Origin of the sequence: Pseudoalteromonas rhizosphaerae, from assembly GCF_028885455.1 — a bacterium.
Classification (GTDB): Bacteria; Pseudomonadota; Gammaproteobacteria; order Enterobacterales; family Alteromonadaceae; genus Pseudoalteromonas; species Pseudoalteromonas rhizosphaerae.
On sequence record NZ_CP118496.1, the window covers coordinates 690,035 to 710,018 of the forward strand.

Here is a 19,984-nt window from a genome sequence, read left to right on the forward strand (position 1 = left end):
TTTAATTGTAAGGGTGATGTTACGTGGCGGGTAAAAATAAAGACCAATTAATAGTATTGGGCGCAGGTTGGTTGGGTCAGCCATTGTGCTTACAACAGCTCGCAAAAGGTTGGGATGTTCAAGGCACCCATCGCAGCGCAGAGCATCAATATGCTTTTCAGCGCCAGTTAGTATTTGCAGATCAGCAATTAGCTCATCAACTAGATTTACATAATGCGTGGTGGGTGTGTGCTATACCACCACGTAGTCGCCACGCTGATAGCCATTATTTAGCCACGTTAAAATTAGCCATTGAACTGGCAGGCACCATGAATGCAAAAGGCTTTTTGTTGTGTTCATCAACGGCTGTGTATGCTCAAGATAATCTAACCTATACAGAGCAAAGTGAGATTAAAGTAAGCACTGCACGCCAACAGCCATTAATTGATGCTGAGCAACTGGTATTAAATGCGGGTGGAAAAGTACTTAGACTCGGTGGTTTAATTGGGCCAGAGCGAGAGCCTGGGCGTTTTGTGGCAGGCAAAGAACTACAAAGTTCGAGCAACCAAACCGTTAATATGGTGCAGCAACAAGATGTTATTAATGCGATTGTTACTGTGTTGGAGAATTGGCAAGTTGCAGCGTCAATTTACAATGTAGTCAACCCAGCTCATCCAACCAAAGCAGATTACTATCAGCAAAAATGCCAGCAATACGGAACACCCCCCCCTACATTTACGAGTGACGAAAGCGCCGAACGCATCATTGATGGTTCGGCTATTGAATCACTTGGTTTTAACTATCAGTTTGCTATTTAAAACGACGGTAATACGCCTTTAGGTAATAAATTACACAACTCACCTTGCTGTAATAATAAATTAGCTGCTTCGATATCTGGGCCAAAATAACGGTCTTTATCGTAGTAGCTCACTTTTGTGCGCAGTGTTGCTTTAGCTTGTTCAACTTTGGCTGATGCTTGCAATGGCTTTCTAAATTCTAACCCTTGCGCAGATGCCAACCATTCAATTGCCAGTACGCCTTGCGTGTTATCAGCCATTTCTTGCAGACGACGTGCTGCAAAAGTTGCCATAGAAACATGATCTTCTTGGTTAGCTGAAGTTGGTAAGCTATCCACAGAAGCAGGATGCGCCAATGATTTATTTTCAGACGCTAATGCTGCTGCGGTTACTTGTGCAATCATAAAGCCTGAATTAACGCCGCCGTTTTCAACTAAGAAAGGTGGCAACTTTGATAAGTTTGAATCAATGAGTAACGCAATACGACGCTCAGCTAGTGCACCAATTTCGGCAATCGCTAATGCTAAATTGTCGGCTGCCATAGCCACAGGCTCGGCGTGGAAGTTACCTCCCGAAATAATATCGCCTACATCAGCAAATACTAATGGGTTGTCGGTTACACCATTAGATTCACACAACAACACTTCGGCTGCTTGGCGAATTTGCGTTAAACACGCACCAAGTACTTGTGGCTGACAGCGTAGGCAATACGGGTCTTGTACTTTTTCACAATCCACATGAGCTTCGCTGATCTGTGAATGTTCACCGAGCATATCGCGAAACATTGCCGCGGTATCGATTTGACCAAGTTGGCCACGAATTTCATGAATACGTGCATCAAATGGCGAGCGACTTCCCATTGCTGCTTCAATACTAATTGAGCCAATCGCGCAGCTTTGTGCATATAAATCCTCAGCCCGAAATAGCCCTTGAAGCGCAAATGCGGTAGAGGCTTGAGTGCCATTTAACAAAGCCAAGCCTTCTTTAGCAGCCAGTGTTAATGGCTCAAGACCGGCTATTTTAAGACCGTCAGCAGCGCTAATGAGTTTACCTTGATAGCGCATTTCGCCTTCGCCGAGCAGTGGTAAACACATATGTGAAAGTGGCGCTAAATCGCCAGATGCACCTACCGAGCCTTTTTTTGGCACGCATGGATAGACTTGTGCAGCAAGTAACTGCATAAAGAATTCGATCACTTTTAGGCGAATGCCAGAAAAGCCACGTGATAATGAATTAATTTTCAATACCATCATCAATCGTACTGTGCTGTCATCCATATAAGCACCGATGCCCGCAGCATGGGAAAGTACAATGGATCGCTGGAGTAACTCTAATTCATGTTCAGCAATTTTAGTATTGGCGAGTAAGCCAAAACCGGTATTAATGCCATAAACCGTTCTGTGTTGATCAATCACGTCTTGCACGGTTTGTGCACTGGCTGCTATTTTTATCTCGCTATCTTTGGCGAGCGTTAACGTCACTGGTGATAAATTAATTTGGCGCAGTGTTGCTAAATCGAGCTTTCCAGGTGTTAGGGTGAGTTTAAACATGATTATTCCTTATTTAACATTGGCAGGTCGAGGCCTTGCTCGGTCGCACAATTAATTGCAATATCGTAACCTGCATCCGCGTGGCGCATAACGCCCGTTGCAGGATCATTCCATAATACGCGGCCAACCCGCGCAGCTGCTTCGTCGGTGCCATCAGCAACAATGACTACGCCAGAATGTTGGCTAAAGCCCATACCTACACCACCACCATGATGAAGTGACACCCATGTTGCACCTCCTGCGGTATTCAGTAATGCATTAAGTAATGGCCAATCTGATACTGCATCTGAGCCGTCTTTCATTGCTTCGGTTTCACGGTTTGGACTCGCAACTGAGCCTGAGTCTAAATGGTCACGGCCGATCACAATCGGTGCTTTAAGCTCACCATTTTTGACCATCTCATTAAACGCCAGCGCTAAACGAGCGCGGTCTTTTAAGCCAACCCAGCAAATACGAGCAGGTAAGCCCTGGAATTGAATACGTTCACGAGCCATATCAAGCCAGTTATGTAAGTGTTTGTCGTCAGGAATAAGCTCTTTCACTTTTGCGTCGGTTTTATAAATATCTTCAGGATCGCCTGATAATGCCACCCAACGGAATGGACCAATTCCTTCGCAAAATAATGGACGAATATAAGCTGGCACAAAACCTGGGAAATCAAAGGCATTTGTTACGCCTTCGTCAAATGCCATTTGACGAATGTTATTGCCGTAGTCAGTTGTTGCAGCACCAGCTTGTTGTAGTGCTAACATTGCGTTGACTTGCACAGCCATCGATTGCTTAGCTGCTTTGACAACCGCTTGTGGATCTTGTTCACGCATTTTAGCCGCGTGTTGCATGCTCCAACCTTGCGGTAAATAGCCATTCAACGGGTCGTGAGCAGAGGTTTGATCGGTCACTACATCGGGAGTAATAGCTCGGTTAACAAGCTCACTAAATACATCAGCGGCATTACCAAGTAAGCCGACTGACAGCGCTTCGCCTTTGCCACACGCCTCGTTGATAAGCTCCAGTGCATGATCTAAATCGGTTGCTTTAACATCCACATAGCGGGTTTTGATCCGAAAATCGATACGCGTTTCATCGCATTCAACTACGAGTGCGCTAAATCCCGCCATGGTTGCCGCAAGTGGCTGCGCGCCGCCCATACCGCCTAAGCCACCGGTTAGCACCCACTTTCCAGCAGCGTCACCATTAAAATGTTGTTTTGCCATCGCTACAAAGGTTTCGTAGGTACCTTGTACTATGCCTTGTGATCCAATGTAGATCCATGATCCCGCAGTCATTTGGCCATACATCATCAAACCAAGTTTATCGAGCTCGTTAAAATGCTCCCAATTAGCCCAGTGAGGTACTAAGTTTGAGTTGGCAATTAATACTCGCGGTGCATTACTGTGAGTTTTAAATACCCCAACAGGTTTGCCTGATTGTACGAGTAGCGTTTCGTCGTCTTCGAGTCTGTCGAGAGTTTCGATGATTTTATCAAAGCAAGGCCAATCACGCGCTGCACGACCAATCCCACCGTACACAACTAAAGCATGTGGATGTTCGGCTACTTCAGGATCTAAATTATTCATTAACATGCGCTTAGCTGCTTCGGTGAGCCAGCTCTTAGCGCTGATTTTATCGCCGTGTGGGGCGCGGATAACGCGAGATTCATCAAGTCTGTTGTTCATAGATTACTCCTGTTGTATATACAAGCTTATTGGTTTCAAAAAATACGCTGTGAAGCGCATCATTTTGATTTTTATATTCTTTCTAATGTTATTTTTTACATATTACTTTTTAAAAGTTAAATGTCCGCCTAAGCGATACTTACTACCCGGTGATACTAAACGGGCAAAACTAACAATCCCAGATGATGACCAAGTACGCCTAATCACCTGTAAGCATGGCTCTTCATGGTATAAATTAAGCCATTGGCACATTTCGCTGTTAGGCATTATTGCTTCTACCGTATGGCGCGCTTCCGTTAATGGTGCGACGCTCGATAAATATTCGTGCGGAGTTAACGCAGTAAAATCTTGTTGAAGGTAGCTTGTTGCTAGTGCAGGGTTAACAAAGCGCTCCTCAACTTGCAGTGGCTGTTCGTTTTCGTTATGCACTAATACACTGCGATACACCACGCTATCTACTTCAACACCCAGTGCAATCGCAATTGGCGCAACGGCGCTGATAGATTCAAGCACTAATACTGTACAGCTATAATTGCCGTTACGGGCCTTGACTTCATCTGCTATATTTTTGATTTCAAGCAATGATGATTGCGATTTAAAACTGGCAACGAACGTGCCTAAACCTTGACTACGAGTCAGTATACCCGCTTCGGTGAGCTCGCTTAATGCTCGGCGCGCAGTCATTCGACTAACACTAAATTGTTCTGCTAATTCATTTTCAGAAGCCACACGTTGGTTTTCAAGCCATGCGCCGCTGCGGATATTATCAACAATAAATTGCTTTATTTGTGCGAACTTAGGTGTCGTCATTTGAATTATTATGGTCTTTTAAATTTGTTATTAACTATAAGATGGCATATTTACCTTGTATATACAAGATGACTTGTTAGACTGATAAAAAATAATTTTCGGAGTTAATATGACAACAATCACTGCAAATGATCCGGCTAATGACTGGGATTTATTGATCACAGATGCCAATATCGCAACTATGGATTGCAGTATTGCAGCCCCTTATGGCGCCATCGAAAATGCAGCATTGGCTATCCGCAAAGGTGTCATTGTGTGGTTGGGTAAACAAGCCGATTTACCTAAATTCGACGTATTAGCAACGCCGATGCTTTCAGCAAAAGGGCAGTGGCTAACACCTGGTTTAATTGATTGTCATACCCACTTAGTGTTTGCCGGCTCAAGAGCTGAAGAGTTTGAACAGCGTTTACAAGGTGTTAGTTACGAGCAAATAGCAGCGCAAGGTGGGGGGATCGCTAGTACGGTAGCAGCAACACGAGCTGCGGATCATGAGGCTTTATTTGTGCTCGCGAAGGATCGTCTCAATGCCCTCTATGCCGAGGGAGTGAGTACCGTTGAGATCAAATCTGGTTACGGACTTGATTGCGAAAATGAAGTTAAAATCCTCGAAGTGGCACGTTTGTTAGGTGAAAATCACCCGATTGATGTAAAAACGACATTTTTGGGGGCGCATGCCCTACCTTTGGAATATAAAGGTCGCAGTGATGAGTATATCGATCTGGTTTGTAATGAGATGCTTGAGCAAGTGGTCACTGCAAATTTAGCCGATGCTGTCGATGTGTTTTGCGAAAATGTTGGTTTTAGTAATGAGCAAACTCGCCGAGTTTTTAATGCCGCAAAAAAACATAATTTGCCAGTGAAATGTCATGCTGAACAGCTTTCAAATCAGCAAGGAGCACAATTAGTCGCTGAATTTAATGGGTTATCTGCTGATCATATTGAACATTTAGATGAAGCTGGAGTAAAGGCCATGGCTGCAGCAGGCACTGTAGCGGTATTATTACCCGGGGCATTTTATTTTTTACGCGAAACCAAACAGCCGCCAATTGAGCTATTAAAGCAGTATCAAGTACCAATAGCGATTTCGACAGACTTTAATCCAGGTACATCACCCTTGTGTTCTTTGCAATTAATGATGAATATGGGGTGTACTTTATTTCGCTTAACTCCTGAAGAAACTCTCGCCGGAGTTACGCGTAATGCCGCAAAAGCATTGGGTTTAACTGATCGCGGAGTGTTAAAAGTCGGCATGCGTGCCGATATAGCTCATTGGCAAATATCCCACCCAGCACAATTAAGTTATCAATTTGGCGTGAATAAACTGTTAAATCTGTGGATTTTGGGTAGACTAAATTAGTCTGTTGTAATGTTGTACTCAAAAAATGATTTTAATTGCGCTATTAACAAATACGGGACTTGAATATTCTGCAGGGAGCGCTTTTTTAAACAATATATTGACGCCTACTTTTTTAGCCGGCGCTATTTTTATGGCGATGATCTGTGCCTTGTGCGTGGTTAAAAAGCCATTACTGCGCTTTAGCTATCTCAGCAATGGGGTACTTGGGTTGGCAGTATTAAGTGGCGGCTTTAACTTTTTGGAGTTACTATTTGCACTGAGTATTGGTTTGCATTTATGGCTGGCATTTTCGCAAAATAAGTGGACTATGCTCACTTTGAGCTGTTGCTCAGCACTCGTATTTACGGTGTGCTTAGCGGCTCATTTACTACTTGAGTTACCTCTTTATTTAATTGTACTGGCGAGCATTGTACTGGCGATGTCTGGCTATTTTGATGATGAAGAACTTGTTGCTGAGGCTGATGACGCAGCGCATATAAATCACTTTATGGAGCCTGCGCCGTTATTAAATCTTCCCGATATTAAGCAGTTACGCCAAGGCTATTACGACTGGCGTAAAAACAATCAACAACGAGCTGCGTTGGTGGTTATCCGGTTGGAGGGGTTTGCTCAGGTTAATCAGCATATTGGCCGAGACTTTGGGGATTTACTATTAGCGCAGTCTGCAAACCGTATTAAGCAGCTACTGCTTATTGAAGAAGTGATTAATTTAGCTGGGGAACAAAAATTAGCTCACCTTGGTGGCCTAAATTTTGCGTTTATATGTAATTTAGCGCAGCAAAAACATCTACATGAGCAATTAATCAATCAAATACTAGGGGCCACCTTGAAGCCGTTTAATGTGGCTAATTGCACTATTAAAGTCAATGCACGGGCCAGTTTCGTTGATTGCGATGAACAAGAAAATAGCTTTGATAATTTAATTTCGTTTGCTTACCTCGCTTTAGATAGCCACCCAAAACAACAAGTGGTGGTGTACCATCAACAAATGAGAATAGAGCAATTAGAACAGCAAGCGCGTTTGAAAGAATTAGCAAATATCGATTTTTCTAGCGAACTTGAATTGTATTTCCAACCCATCATTTGCAATCACGATGAAAAAATTGAATTTTTAGAGTTGTTACTGCGTTGGCAACATCCCAGACAAGGGATTTTATCGGCTAATCGATTTATTGATGATATACGTGTTGCAGGGCTTGCTTATCCATTAGCCACATTTGTTATTGAACGCGCCGCAGAGCTTGCAATGGCACTGCGCATGGAAGGCATAACGATGCCTTTGAGTATAAATTTATTTGGCTCTGAAATGCTAAATGAAGAATTTATCGAATTCCTTGATCACATTTTTATCGAACATCAACTACAAGCTGGCGATTTAATTGTCGAGTGTCCACTTAATCTGTTTATGAGTTTAGATGAGCAAGGTAAAGCAATGGTCGCACGCATCAATAGCATTGGTATTAAAGTCTGTGTGGATGGCCTTGGTGATAGCCCTATTTGGCTTGCTAAGTTACCAAATTTAGCCGTTGCATATGTAAAAATAGCGCCTTCATTAACAGCTGATTTCAGTCATCAAAGCCATGTTCGTAGTTTGATAAGTGGTATGGTTGATATGCATAACCAACAAAATGCGAAGGTAATTTGCGAAGGGGTAGAAACACTGGAGCAGCTTAATTTTGTAAAAAGTTTAAACGCCTATGCCGCGCAGGGCTATTACTATAGTCATCCACTTAGCAGTGTTGGCATGATCTCTTGGTTAAAACAATGGCAAATAGAGCATCCGTAATCGTTTTTTAGTTTGCTTTGGCTTGTAAATAAGCATTCACGAGAGCTGTGATTATTTGCCCTGCATCGCTCATTCCGGCCTGTATACCACTAGGATGTTGGTTGGGGGCTGCTTCACATAAATGCAAGTATTGGCTGTTTACTTGACTGGCAGCTAAATGCACAAAGTGTTCGGCATCGCTAACACTAAAACCACAATTGGTATACGCACTGACGGGCATTAATGAAATGCTATCAAGATCCACTTCAACCCCAAGTGGTGCATCAATTAGATTATATAGTGCCTGCTGGCATGCTTCAGTTAAGGTTTTTTCGCGCCTAACTTGCAGCGCTTGGTAGCTATCATAACTATATTGGGCAGCAGCTAAAGCATCAATAATTGCTTGATTGTTTTTCAGCTCGTGCATGCCAATAACATGATAATTATTTAAGTGTTGCTCGTTATATGCATAGCGAAAACCATTACCACTATGGCGGCCTTCACAGTCACGGAAATCGGCATGAGGGTCAAAGTTGATCGCGTTTATTGGGCGCTGTTTATGCTTGCTTAATGCGCGAATAATACCAAGGCAGTTATTATGGCCACCGCCAATAACGATTGGCTCTAACCCTGCAGCAAAAATTAAGCTCAGCACTTGCTCAACACGTTGATCAAGCTGGGCGCATAACTGGCGTAATTGTGTTAGTTGCTGAGGATTTTGGTTTGATAAATCGCGCGCCGCGAGAGTCAAATCGCTGATCGCGACTTCGCCTAATAACAAAACTTTTTCGTTCGCTAAAAATTGGTTATCAGGTTGATTTAAAAAGCGTTTAAGAAATGCTTGCCAGCCATCTTCGGCACCACCATTGCCTAAGTTAGCGCGTGGCCCGATATCTTCGCAAATACCTAGTAATACATACTTAATACCAAATTGCGCGGCATCGTGCATGGCTTGTAAAGGATCAACACCAGTGTCAAGTAGGGCTATTGACTGCCATGCTTTTCTTTCATTAGCGCGACTGCTACACCAAGGTTTTACAGTCGCTTCATCATAGATATGTAGGTGGTTTGACACTCGTTATTCTTCTACGATTTCCAGTTCAAGTTCTTCACCAGATAATACAATACCGGTGCTATCTGCATAGATAAAGTCGTCATCAAAGAATGATACACCAGCGAAGTTAACGCCAATGCCGTCTTCACCAGCACCGGTGCTGTCTGCTGCAACAGGGATTGAAGCAATTGCTTGAATACCTAAATCAAGCTCTTCAAGTTCATCAACATGACGTACTGCACCGTATACCACAATGCCTTGCCAGTTATTTTCTACAGCTAGTTCAGCAAGCTCGATATCGATTAATGCGCGACGAGTTGAACCACCCCCATCAATTAATAATACACATTCTTCGCCGTCTTGAGAGAGTATGTCGCGGATCAGTTCATTATTTTCAAAACATTTGACGGTTTTAATACGGCCACTAAAATTGTGGCGACCACCAAAGTTAATAAACATAGGTTCGAGCACATCGACCACATCGGCAAAGTGATCGCATAAATCTGAAGTGCTGTAATCCATTTTTCTATCCTTTCTAAAGATACGTGAGCTGATGTTCAGTATACCTTTCTTAAATGCAATAACAACGACTTAATAACAGTAAATTGCGCTCTTTTTAAACAATTATTGCGCTAAAACAGGAAAAGCAATATTAGTGTCTTAAAAGCGTCACTCAATTGTTATTTTCACCGCCTAAGCTGAAATTGTGTACAGAGTTTGCACAATTAAAGGAGCAAGTAATGAGTGAGAACAACATGCTAAAAAAAGTTGTCCAACTGGACCAAAGTTTGTTTTTGATGCTATTTAATGGCAATGCCCCAAAATGGTTAAAAAATTCAGCTTTAGGTTTCTCAAAAACAGGCAATGGAGGGCTTTATGTATTAATCGCTGTTGGTTTTGGCTGGCTTAGCAGTGAAGCTGAATTACGGCTTATGGCGATGACTCTATTGCTGGGCTTTTTAATTGAGCGACCCATTTATTACGTGGCTAAAAATAGTTTTGCCAGAATTCGGCCATGTGATTGTTTAGTAAAAGGCGCTTACATTGCGCCCAGTGATAAATTTAGTTTACCGTCAGGGCACAGTGCTGGCGCATTTTTAGTGGCCGTTATCTTAGCGCAGTATTTCCCGCAATTCGCTGAGCTAGGTTTTTTGTGGGCAACAGGGGTCGCAGCATCGCGGGTGTTACTTGGGGTACATTTTCCTGTTGATGTAGTGCTTGGTGCATTGATGGGGGGAAGTTGTGGTTTTTTGGCAATCTTGATAGTGGCAACCTTATGAAAATACTTTATGGCATTCAAGGAACTGGTAATGGTCATATCACCCGCGCGCGAATAATGGCGAGTACGTTCAAAAAAATGGGTGTTGCAGTGGATTATGTGCTTTCAGGTCGAGCCCAGCAGAATTACTTTGATATGGACGAGTTTACTAATTATCGCAGCTTTCGGGGGTTATCTTTTACTACTCAAAATGGCCAAGTAAATAGTTATCAAACAGTGAAGAATAGCCGTATATGTAGATTACTAAAAGATATTAAACAGTTAGATGTATCGGGTTATGATTTTGTATTTAATGACTTTGAACCGATCACTGCATGGGCAGCAAAACGCCAAGGAGTGCCAGTCATAGGCATGAGTCATCAAGCCGCATTTTTATCACCCAAAGTACCAATGTTTGGGCATAGTTTGCTGCGTCGCTCATTCATAAAATATTATGCTCCTGCAGATGTCCACTTGGGCGTGCATTGGCAGCCATTTGCGCAAAATATTATCCCTCCTTTTATTGCTCATCATCGACATGATAATCCGGTCAATGTTGACAATAAAGTATTGGTATATTTACCTTTTGAAGAACTGCAAAGTGTGATTGATTACTTGCAAGAGTTTCCTGAAAAAGAGTTTTATTGTTACCACCCGCTGGCACAGGATAGCTCAACCGCGAATATTCATTTACGAGCACCTTCGCGTGGCGGCTTTTTAAATGATTTAGCCAATGCCAGTGGCGTGATCGCCAATGCTGGTTTTGAGCTCTCTAGTGAAGCATTAAAATTAGGTAAGAAACTGTTATTAAAACCATTATTAGGGCAATTTGAACAAGACGCCAATGCACAAACATTATTAGCAATGAAAGCCGCGCATGTAATGAATTACTTAAACCCCAATGCGTTGGATGATTGGCTCAATAGTACCTCACAAAAACAGATTAATTTTCCAAGTGATCCACAGCCATTAGTTGAGTGGTTAGCAGCTAAACAGTGGCATAACACACAGGAGTTACATCAAAATTTGTGGGCTTCGGTAGGTTAAATTCAAAATCAACGGATTTTTTAAAGCACTGTAGTAAAAAAGAATAATAATGTAAGCCAATTGTTAGTTATTTAACTATACTATCTTGCAGTGATTTATTTTATAGGCTGTTGTTAATGAGTTTACTCCAAAATTTGACTATTAAACGTCGTTTACAAGTCAATGCATTAGTTGTTGGTCTCGCTATGGTCGTTATGTTGTGCGTCATTATCTATGAGGCACGCATTATGCTGAAACTAAATGAAACGATTCAGTATGCTGAAGAGCTCGATATACACGAACTGTCAATGCGTAAGTACGAAAAAGACTTTTTGTTTTATAAGCAAGAAAGCAGCTTAGAGTTATTCGATCAAGAATATGAGCAGCTTCAGGTTAAAATAAAAATGTTGGCTCAGTTATCAGCGGAGCTTGATATTGCCACTGCGCAAGTCGAGCAATTTGTAGCACTTGCTAAGCAATATAATGACGACTTTCAAAAAGTTGTAAAATTACAAAAGAAAATTGGTTTACACCCTAAAGATGCGCTTTATGGCGAACTACGAGATGCTGTGCATCAAATGGAAACGCTGTTAAATAAGCAAGATAACTATCATTTACTCACTTTGATGTTACAGCTTAGACGCTCTGAAAAAGATTTTATGCTGCGTTTTGACCTAAAATATTTAACTCGTTTTGAAGACGGCATATCGCAGCTAGAACGTCAAATTCGCAACGAAAACTTGGCTTCAAGTGACCAGTCAGAGCTGTTACGTTTACTTGCAATTTATAAAAGTAAGTTTAAGTCGTTAGTTGATGCGCAAGTTGCATTAGGTCTGGATTTAGGTTCAGGTGCACTTGGTAAAATGAGAGACAGCGTTAAACAAAGTGATGATTTAGTCACTTTAATTACGACGGCAACGAAACAACAAGTTGAGTCTACTGCTGCACAAGCACAAATGATTGCTATCGCAATTTTTATTGTTGCCAGCTTACTGGTGATGATTTTGGTGTACTTTACAAGTCGTTCGATTATCGTTCCAATTGAACGGGTGTATCACACCATCAATGAAATTCGTCGCAACAATGATTTACGACTTACAATAGATCATAGTGGTAAAGACGAAGTCACTACCATGACGATCGATTTTAATAGTCTCATAAATGATTTTAAAGAACTGATCTATGAAGTGAATACAGCTTTAACAACTTTAAATATCGCTACCGATCACTTATCTGAGAGCACCGCAGCAACGAGCTCGGGTATGCAAGAGCAGTTGCATGAAGCTGATATGGTTGCAACCGCCGCGACGGAAATGCAAGCCACCATTCAAGACATTTCTCATAATACCGAGGCTGCAGCCAAAAAAGCAGAATCAACCAATCAAAGTGCTCAACAGGGGCGCAAAGAAGTTGAAGCAACGGTTAAGCAGATCAATCAATTATCCGATTCACTGGGTAATGCCTCTACCGTAGTATCACAGCTTGAAAAAGACGGTGAAACTATTGGCTCAGTATTGGATGTTATTCGTGGTATCGCTGAACAAACTAATTTACTAGCACTCAATGCCGCAATCGAAGCTGCGCGCGCCGGAGAGCAAGGCCGAGGCTTTGCTGTTGTTGCTGATGAAGTGCGTTCACTTGCACAGCGTACTCAAGAGTCAACCAAAGAGATTGAGAGCATTATCTCGATTTTACAAGGGCGTACTCAAGAAGTCGTAAGCATAATGCAACGATGCCGAACACAAGGCGGCGAAAGCGCAGCACAAGCAACAAAAGCGGGTGAACTACTGAACTCTATTACCGAAGATGTGCAAACTATTATGGAAATGAGCACGCATATTGCCACCGCAATTGACGAGCAAAGCCAAGTTGCTTCTGAGGTGAATAAAAACGTCGTGCGTATTCGTGATATCGCCGAAGATGCCTCAGCTCATTCATCAAAAAATGCACAAACTAGCGAAGAGGTATCAGAGCAAGCAAGAGTGCTTTACGCCGCGATAGATAAGTTTAAGGTTTAAAAACAGAAGCTAGGTTCTAGGATTTAGGTTCTAGGAATTAGCTGAGCTTTAAGCGCTAAGCCATAAGTTTTAAGCAGCCCTGAGTTGTTTGAAAGTTATGGCTTTTGCTTGGGATAATTAAATAAGCGCCGCGCGTATTTTTTTCCATTTGGATCTACTTGAAGATATTAGCAAACTTCGGATAGCAATATCTTAGGTAATTTTTTAAAACTCTGTAAAGTATAAAAGTAAGCGCGGGTTCGCCAGAAATATCCGCGATGCACGCGTATCATTAAAGTGTTATGAATCAAAAGGAGGTTTGAGTGACTTTAGAAGAGTGGAGAACAATTTTTAGCGCTGGTACCGTTGTATCAATAACATTTGCAGCTTTAAATTATTGGCTTGCAAGAAAAAAATCTAGGGCTGAATCGGATTTAAGTAAAGATAAAGAAATCTGTGCGCAAGCAATAATTGCATTAGAAAGATCGTTCAAGGCCTTAACTAATGGTAGTGAAAATCCAATTGTACCAGAAGCTTCAAGGTTAAATTGGCTAACATCCGCTAGGCTTATTGAAACCTTTAAAAAGCTTAAGTCAGAATTGAATACTGACTTATATAAGCTTGTGTGTTCACAACATGAAGAGTATTGGAGTCATCAATTTTATCTTTGTTTGAAAGACAGTATTTTCCAGAACCAATCATATTTTCAATTAAAAAATCAAAGTTTGACTAAAGCCAATATCGAGCCCCGTTCTGCACTTGTAATTTTTAATTTTAAACAATGGCAACCAGATAGAAAAGATCCTTTGGCAAATATTAAAATAGAAGATTATATTAATGATGGATACACTTTAAATGGAGAAATGGGGTTAGAGTATTATATTGATTCATTGAAAAATTCTTGATTTATAAAAATATGTACGTTCACTTGTGGCACTCTCCTGTTTGCCGGCAAGAGCGACAATCGGTCGCTGGTAAAAGTTAAACTTAGTCCTGTTTTGATGAGTGGGATCCTAATTTTGTCCGATAACATTATTAACCGCCGTTTTGATGCAAAATAACAAGCTTTGTATTTTAGCTATTTTAATTACTTGTTTACAAAGGTAATTATTGGTGGAATTATCAGAGTATATAATATAAACCGTTTTGGTGTGTTATAAGCACGGATGGATATGAGAGCACTTTATTTACTTTTATTTTTAGTTTCTATCAATGTAAGTGCTGATGCTTACTTTCCCAGCTGCTTTGAGTCCTCTACTTTTGAGAGGAATGGTAAAAAGCTATTTATTACACCAGATGATTTGTTAAACCGTCCTAATTGGGGCTTAGGTGATGGCGAACCACCAATATCAATTGGTAGTGCAACAGAAAAAGTTATGTCATTTCTTCGTGATAAATACAGTGTTAAAGAAGTGATTTTTGCATTTGTTCACCTAAAGAGCCAAGTTTGTTCAATAGACCAGGAAATGCAAATAGTTTGGTTTTACGTTTTCGCTGCTGACTCACCAATTAGTCTTGTTGGTATCTCAATGACTGGACGATTGATTGAGGCCGTAGAATGACATTTTGGAAATATGCTTCTAACAAACTAAGTCATCGGAAAATCACTCACTGGCTGCGCTAAAACGTTCGTGTGTTTTCCGCTGCTTGTGGCGTTATATTTCATGAGAATTTGGCTTTCATCTATGCTATCAAAGGGGTTATATATGGATTTTGAAAAACAAATCAAAGTATTTAAAGATTTAGGCTACGACTTCGCAGAAGGTGTAACTAAAGAGCTAATTCTTCGTGATGTATATGAAATGACATGGGAAGAAGAAACGGAAAAACATATTGAAGAGAACCCTTTTTCAATTCTATATTATTTCTATGGATGGAGAGATTCTGCTGTAAAAGGACGCAATTATACAGATGATTGTATTTGGTTCGATTTAGAGTTCTTTGATTCTAGCTCTGAATATAAATGGTTTATGGAAAGAATGGGAGTTATTACCCATGGTGATATGATTTTTTCAGATATAACAATAGATACAGATTCAGATGATTGGGAATGGATTGATTTTAAAGTTAACGGTATACCTAAGCGATGGAAATTGGAGAAAACGGGCATAATACCAGATCATTTTGTAGAACGTTTTTCATCTTTAAATAAAGAATTAGGTTTTTCGCGACAGTTTACCTATTACGATAATGGCGGGCAACAATGGGTCATTGATTATGCTAACAAATCAGAACAAAAAGAATTTAATGAAAAAACAGGTTTAAATAGAGAGTGGCTAGGTGAAGGAAATCATTTTAAAGCTCTTCCAGAAAGCCATGATGAAGTACCATCTAAAACTCTACAGCAAAAATTTGTGAGTATATATTCAAAGTTAGCGAGTAGATTTCAAAGTCAATAACAAAAGAAATATAACACATATGAGCCTTAACTCTGTCAATAGGCACTAGTGTTCTTTTTGACCGTCAATTCTAAATCAATAAATAAATTTGTTTACTTCGTCTGACGATGTGGCTGTTAAGCCAGTAGCTTAAGGCAGACACATATAAGCGCAACGTAATAGCCTTCACGTTATTAGCGCAGCATTTGCTTATTTTCCTTTTAAGCGCAGCGCCTCTTAACCGCTTTGTAAATAATTCACTAAATTTTTTGCACAAAGAGCAGGGAATGAGCAGTAAATGAGGGAAACGTAGCGCTTAGTATTGGCGTGCTTAAATAACTGATAATCTAACATGATTATTACTAAGCGATTGAATCAAAATAGCAACTCGGCTATGGTTAATGCATCAATAAAAAATAAATTAAAAACGAGTTTTTCTACAAGCTCGTTATATGTCATTGTTAATAGGAGTTGCCTTGGGACTTTTAGAGGATGTCGAAAGTTTAAGATCTAAGTGGTCGTCGCTTTCATTCTTAACCAAAGTATTGCTAGTTATTTGTCTAGTGACATCATTTTTATCAATAACTTCATTAGCAGACCATATTTTCAAGTTGAAGGGGTTTATTGTTGAAGCTCTTAATTTTTGGATAGTAATTAGAGCCTACGTTATTGGCTTATTGAGCTTTATTCATATTTCCATTGAATCTTGGCAATTAGATTTTTGGATAGTATTTGGTATTGCCTTTTACCCATATGTATTTGAGCGATGGAAAATATTACCTACTTCAGATCGGCTTAGAATAGTAGGCATAGTTTCTTTTTATATCGTTTTTCCATTTACTGTTGGTCAATCAACGGCCACTTATACTGCAATATGTTTATATATTGTTATGTTAATAGTTTGTCTATTACCACCTAGAACGACCCAATTTAGCTTTATTGCCGTTAGGATGATCACTCCACCTATCTTAGTTGCAATAGTCGCCGCAATATCGGAAGGAATATATAGGCCTTTGATTTAAATTTATAATTTTGTAGCTGGAGGATTCTAATCTCCAGCCCTCACCACCCATCATGCTGGTCTACAATGGGAGGGGGGGCCTATCTCTATCAATGAAAGTCATGGCACACACGCTACTGTCAGATTTGATTGAATCTCATCTGTTCATACCATTTAGGGCTTATTAAAACCTAGAACCTAGCTACCTAGCGCCTTCTCGTTATGCTTCGCCGCACTCAACCAGAACCACATAGTTAACTTTAACGCCGAGCTGCGCTAACTTTCACCTTGAACCTTTTAACTCGCTAACTATACTCTCGCAAACTCGCAAACTCGCAAACTCGCAAACTCGCAAACTCGCAAACTCGCAAACTCGCAAACTCGCAAACTCGCAAACTCGCTAAGGCACAAACTTGATCGGTACGCTGTCTTTATTAGCATTATGCTCTGCGAGGCGTTGTTGGTAGGTTTGCCACAAATCATCATGTTGGGCTTGTAGGTGGCTGAAGTATGCCCAGCTGAATAAGCCGCTGTTGTGGCCATCATCAAAGTCTAAACGCAGTGCGTAGTGGCCGACGGGTTTTATCTGTTTAATATTCACTGATTGCTTATTAAGTACGAGTTTCATCGGTTCGTTGCCGTGGCCTTGCACTTCGGCAGAGGGGGAGTGAACACGTAAAAACTCACAGCTAAAGGTGCAATGGCTGTCATCGTCAAAATAAACATCAAGGGTTTTACTAATGGTGTGATGATGTACCTTGATCACTTGCTTCATTGTTATACCTTTGTGATTAACCTAGAACCTAGAACCTAGAACCTAGAACCTAGGCTCTAGATCCTAGTTTTAAAATTAAAGAATAAAGCGACTTAGGTCTTCATCTTCAACCAGTGCACCTAAATGCTTCTCAACATAGGCGGCATCAATGACTAAACTGGTGCCAGCTTGCTCTGATGCATCATAGGAAATTTCTTCCATCAGTTTTTCCATTACCGTATGTAGGCGACGTGCACCAATGTTTTCGGTTTTTTCATTAACTTGCCATGCCGCTTTGGCAATGCGCTCGATGGCGTCATCGCTAAACTCTACACTTACTTGCTCTGTTTTAAGTAGTGCATGTTGTTGCTCGGTCAGTGAGGCATGTGGTTCGGTTAAAATACGTTTAAAGTCGTCAGCGGTTAATGCTTCAAGCTCTACACGAATAGGTAAGCGACCTTGTAGTTCTGGGATCATGTCAGATGGTTTTGCCATTTGGAATGCGCCAGAGGCAATAAACAACATATGGTCAGTTTTCACCATGCCATGCTTAGTGCTCACGGTTGAGCCTTCAATCAGTGGCAGTAAGTCACGCTGTACGCCTTCACGGCTTACGTCTGGACCTGATGATTCACCGCGTTTACAGATTTTGTCTATCTCGTCGATAAACACAATACCGTTTTGTTCGGCTGCGAAGATTGCTTGCTCTTTTAGCTCTTCAGGGTTTACTAATTTAGAGGCTTCTTCTTCAACCAATAATTTAAACGCTTCTTTAATTTTAAGTTTGCGTTTAGTGCGCTTGTCACCCGCCATATTTTGGAACATGCCTTGCAGCTGGTTGGTCATTTCTTCCATACCAGGTGGTGCCATGATCTCAACATTTGGTTGTGCTTGAGCTAAATCAATATCAATTTCTTTATCGTCTAATTGACCTTCGCGTAATTTTTTACGGAAAATCTGACGCGTTGAAGAGCCTTCATCGCGTTGGCTTTCACCAGACGAATCTTTAGCTGGAGTTAGTAGTGCATCTAAAATACGTTCTTCGGCAGCTTCTTCTGCGCGATGTTTGAATTTTTTAGTTTGTTGCTCACGGGTCATTTTGATTGATACATCAACCAAGTCGCGAATGATGGTTTCAACTTCTTTACCAACATAGCCCACTTCAGTGAACTTAGTCGCTTCGACTTTAATGAAAGGCGCGTTGGCAAGTTTTGCTAAACGACGGGCAATTTCAGTTTTACCAACACCGGTTGGACCGATCATCAGGATATTCTTCGGCGTTACTTCAGCGCGAAGATCTTCATCTAATTGCATGCGGCGCCAGCGATTACGAAGGGCAATAGCCACTGCTTTTTTTGCTTTTGCTTGACCAATTATATGCAGGTCAAGTTCATGAACGATTTCTCTGGGAGTCATATCAGACATAGCAGTTCCTATTACAATTCTTCGATGGTTTGAAAGTTATTTGTGAATACACAAATGTTGCCGGCAATTGTCAGGCTTTTTTCAACAATTTCGCGGGCGCTTAAATCGGTGTTTTCAAGTAGGGCTGTTGCAGCTGATTGGGCAAAGTTACCACCACTACCAATGGCAATTAAATCATTTTCAGGCTGCACAACATCACCGTTACCAGTAATTATCAGTGAGGCTGTGGAGTCGGCAACAGCAAGTAATGCTTCGAGTTTGCGCAAGGCGCGATCGCTACGCCAATCTTTAGCCATTTCAACAGCGGCTTTGGTTAGATTGCCTTGGTGCATTTCAAGCTTGCTTTCAAAACGTTCGAACAGGGTGAAGGCATCAGCAGTGCCGCCAGCAAAACCGGCGATCACTTTGCCATTATAAAGGCGTCGAACTTTGCGGGCGTTGCCCTTCATTACGGTGTTACCAAGTGAAACTTGGCCATCGCCACCAATGACGACTTTATCGCCGCGACGTACACTTACAATAGTGGTCATGTTATTCCTCATCATCGAGTCGCAGGGGCGACTCGTTAAAAGCGATTGATGATGAGTTAATATGGGTTAATGGGCTAAAATCAAGTCCAATTCCAAATTCCGCAACCAGTTATTTTGCTACGCTTTAGTTTGTTTTTATCACTTTCGGCTAAACGTTTGGTTTTATAAGGACCTAAACGCACTTTATACCAGACACCGTTAGTGCCGGTTGTTTCACGAATTTCGGCGATTAATCCGGCAAATGCAATTTTAGCTTTTAAGGTTTCTGCTTGGCCATGGGTTCTGAATGAGCCGCATTGCATTACATAAGGGCCTTTTTGTTCAAGCTCTCTTACTTCAACTTGAATTTCATGCTCTTTGATTTCTTTTATGAATTCAGGAGGGCGTGGTTTAGGCAACTCTTGTTGCACTTTTGCAGGTGTTGGGTTTGCTTGTTGTTCAACCAGCTTTGGATCTGCATTGGTTTTGACATACCATAAACCAAAACTAAAACCGCCAACAAGTAGCACGGTAACCAGTACTAATAATACGGGGAATGGTTTTTTCGGTGGCGCTGTTTTTTTGCTGTTACGGTTGCCCGGTTTTTTATTAATAAAATCGTGTTGTGCCATGGTGGTATTGGGCTTCT

Annotated in this window: 19 protein-coding genes; 10 read left to right on the plus strand and 9 right to left on the minus strand. The window is 41.2% G+C overall.

Going from position 1 to position 19,984, the window contains the following annotated elements; all coding sequences use genetic code 11:
• Positions 1-23: 23 nt before the first annotated feature.
• On the plus strand, positions 24-797 hold the full coding sequence (locus PVK79_RS03085; protein WP_257325278.1) for a Rossmann-fold NAD(P)-binding domain-containing protein: 774 nt from the start codon (positions 24-26) through the stop codon (positions 795-797).
• Here PVK79_RS03085 and hutH read toward each other — a convergent pair.
• The 3 genes from hutH to hutC all read right to left on the minus strand — a co-directional run bounded on the left by hutH (position 794) and on the right by hutC (position 4,812).
• Entirely contained in the window at positions 794-2,326 is a 1,533-nt protein-coding gene (gene hutH, locus PVK79_RS03090; RefSeq protein WP_145238455.1) for a histidine ammonia-lyase, read from the minus strand. The two genes, PVK79_RS03085 and hutH, sit on opposite strands and share 4 nt — an antisense overlap.
• A 2-nt stretch (positions 2,327-2,328) precedes the next feature.
• Positions 2,329-4,002, minus strand: coding sequence for a urocanate hydratase (gene hutU, locus PVK79_RS03095; protein WP_145238458.1), 1,674 nt, complete (start codon positions 4,000-4,002; stop codon positions 2,329-2,331).
• A gap of 102 nt (positions 4,003-4,104) precedes the next feature.
• Positions 4,105-4,812, minus strand: coding sequence for a histidine utilization transcriptional repressor HutC (gene hutC, locus PVK79_RS03100; RefSeq protein WP_145238461.1), 708 nt, complete (start codon positions 4,810-4,812; stop codon positions 4,105-4,107).
• A 109-nt stretch (positions 4,813-4,921) separates the two neighbouring features.
• Between hutC and hutI the strand changes: the two genes are divergently transcribed.
• Positions 4,922-6,169 carry an imidazolonepropionase gene (gene hutI, locus PVK79_RS03105; RefSeq protein WP_182731683.1) on the plus strand — a complete coding sequence of 416 codons (1,248 nt, stop codon included), beginning with the start codon at positions 4,922-4,924 and terminating at the stop codon, positions 6,167-6,169.
• 130 nt (positions 6,170-6,299) lie between these two features.
• Positions 6,300-7,955 (plus strand): GGDEF domain-containing phosphodiesterase, encoded by a 1,656-nt coding sequence (locus PVK79_RS03110; RefSeq protein ID WP_182731700.1) that lies wholly within the window; start codon positions 6,300-6,302, stop codon positions 7,953-7,955.
• Between the two features lie 7 nt (positions 7,956-7,962).
• Here PVK79_RS03110 and PVK79_RS03115 read toward each other — a convergent pair whose 3' ends face one another.
• Positions 7,963-9,009, minus strand: a complete 1,047-nt coding sequence (locus tag PVK79_RS03115) for a formimidoylglutamase (RefSeq protein ID WP_257325279.1) — start codon at positions 9,007-9,009, stop codon at positions 7,963-7,965.
• A gap of 3 nt (positions 9,010-9,012) precedes the next feature.
• Positions 9,013-9,510, minus strand: coding sequence for a ribonuclease E activity regulator RraA (gene rraA / locus PVK79_RS03120; protein ID WP_145238473.1), 498 nt, complete (start codon positions 9,508-9,510; stop codon positions 9,013-9,015).
• A 218-nt stretch (positions 9,511-9,728) separates the two neighbouring features.
• Between rraA and PVK79_RS03125 the strand changes: the two genes are divergently transcribed.
• From PVK79_RS03125 to PVK79_RS03155, 7 genes are all read left to right on the plus strand, one after another.
• On the plus strand, positions 9,729-10,268 hold the full coding sequence (locus PVK79_RS03125) for a phosphatase PAP2 family protein (protein WP_257325280.1): 540 nt from the start codon (positions 9,729-9,731) through the stop codon (positions 10,266-10,268).
• Positions 10,265-11,293 carry an MJ1255/VC2487 family glycosyltransferase gene (locus tag PVK79_RS03130; protein WP_257325281.1) on the plus strand — a complete coding sequence of 343 codons (1,029 nt, stop codon included), beginning with the start codon at positions 10,265-10,267 and terminating at the stop codon, positions 11,291-11,293. The genes PVK79_RS03125 and PVK79_RS03130 overlap by 4 nt, the downstream gene beginning before the upstream one ends.
• Positions 11,294-11,409: 116 nt before the next feature.
• On the plus strand, positions 11,410-13,290 hold the full coding sequence (locus PVK79_RS03135; protein WP_257325282.1) for a methyl-accepting chemotaxis protein: 1,881 nt from the start codon (positions 11,410-11,412) through the stop codon (positions 13,288-13,290).
• Positions 13,291-13,592: 302 nt separating this feature from the next.
• Complete coding sequence (locus PVK79_RS03140) at positions 13,593-14,174, plus strand: hypothetical protein (protein WP_257325283.1); 582 nt, start codon at positions 13,593-13,595, stop codon at positions 14,172-14,174.
• A gap of 267 nt (positions 14,175-14,441) precedes the next feature.
• On the plus strand, positions 14,442-14,831 hold the full coding sequence (locus PVK79_RS03145) for a hypothetical protein (protein WP_257325284.1): 390 nt from the start codon (positions 14,442-14,444) through the stop codon (positions 14,829-14,831).
• Between the two features lie 144 nt (positions 14,832-14,975).
• Complete coding sequence (locus tag PVK79_RS03150) at positions 14,976-15,668, plus strand: hypothetical protein (protein WP_257325285.1); 693 nt, start codon at positions 14,976-14,978, stop codon at positions 15,666-15,668.
• A 431-nt stretch (positions 15,669-16,099) separates the two neighbouring features.
• Positions 16,100-16,669 (plus strand): hypothetical protein, encoded by a 570-nt coding sequence (locus PVK79_RS03155; protein WP_257325286.1) that lies wholly within the window; start codon positions 16,100-16,102, stop codon positions 16,667-16,669.
• Between the two features lie 378 nt (positions 16,670-17,047).
• On the opposite strand, the gene PVK79_RS03160 is transcribed toward PVK79_RS03155, so the two are convergent.
• The 4 genes from PVK79_RS03160 to PVK79_RS03175 all read right to left on the minus strand — a co-directional run bounded on the left by PVK79_RS03160 (position 17,048) and on the right by PVK79_RS03175 (position 19,967).
• Entirely contained in the window at positions 17,048-17,422 is a 375-nt protein-coding gene (locus tag PVK79_RS03160; RefSeq protein ID WP_257325287.1) for a gamma-butyrobetaine hydroxylase family protein, read from the minus strand.
• A 75-nt stretch (positions 17,423-17,497) separates the two neighbouring features.
• Entirely contained in the window at positions 17,498-18,826 is a 1,329-nt protein-coding gene (gene hslU / locus PVK79_RS03165) for an ATP-dependent protease ATPase subunit HslU (RefSeq protein ID WP_182717691.1), read from the minus strand.
• Positions 18,827-18,837: 11 nt separating this feature from the next.
• Positions 18,838-19,356, minus strand: a complete 519-nt coding sequence (gene hslV / locus PVK79_RS03170; RefSeq protein ID WP_145238496.1) for an ATP-dependent protease subunit HslV — start codon at positions 19,354-19,356, stop codon at positions 18,838-18,840.
• Positions 19,357-19,436: 80 nt separating this feature from the next.
• Complete coding sequence (locus tag PVK79_RS03175) at positions 19,437-19,967, minus strand: SPOR domain-containing protein (RefSeq protein WP_149982624.1); 531 nt, start codon at positions 19,965-19,967, stop codon at positions 19,437-19,439.
• Between the last annotated feature and the right edge of the window lie 17 nt (positions 19,968-19,984).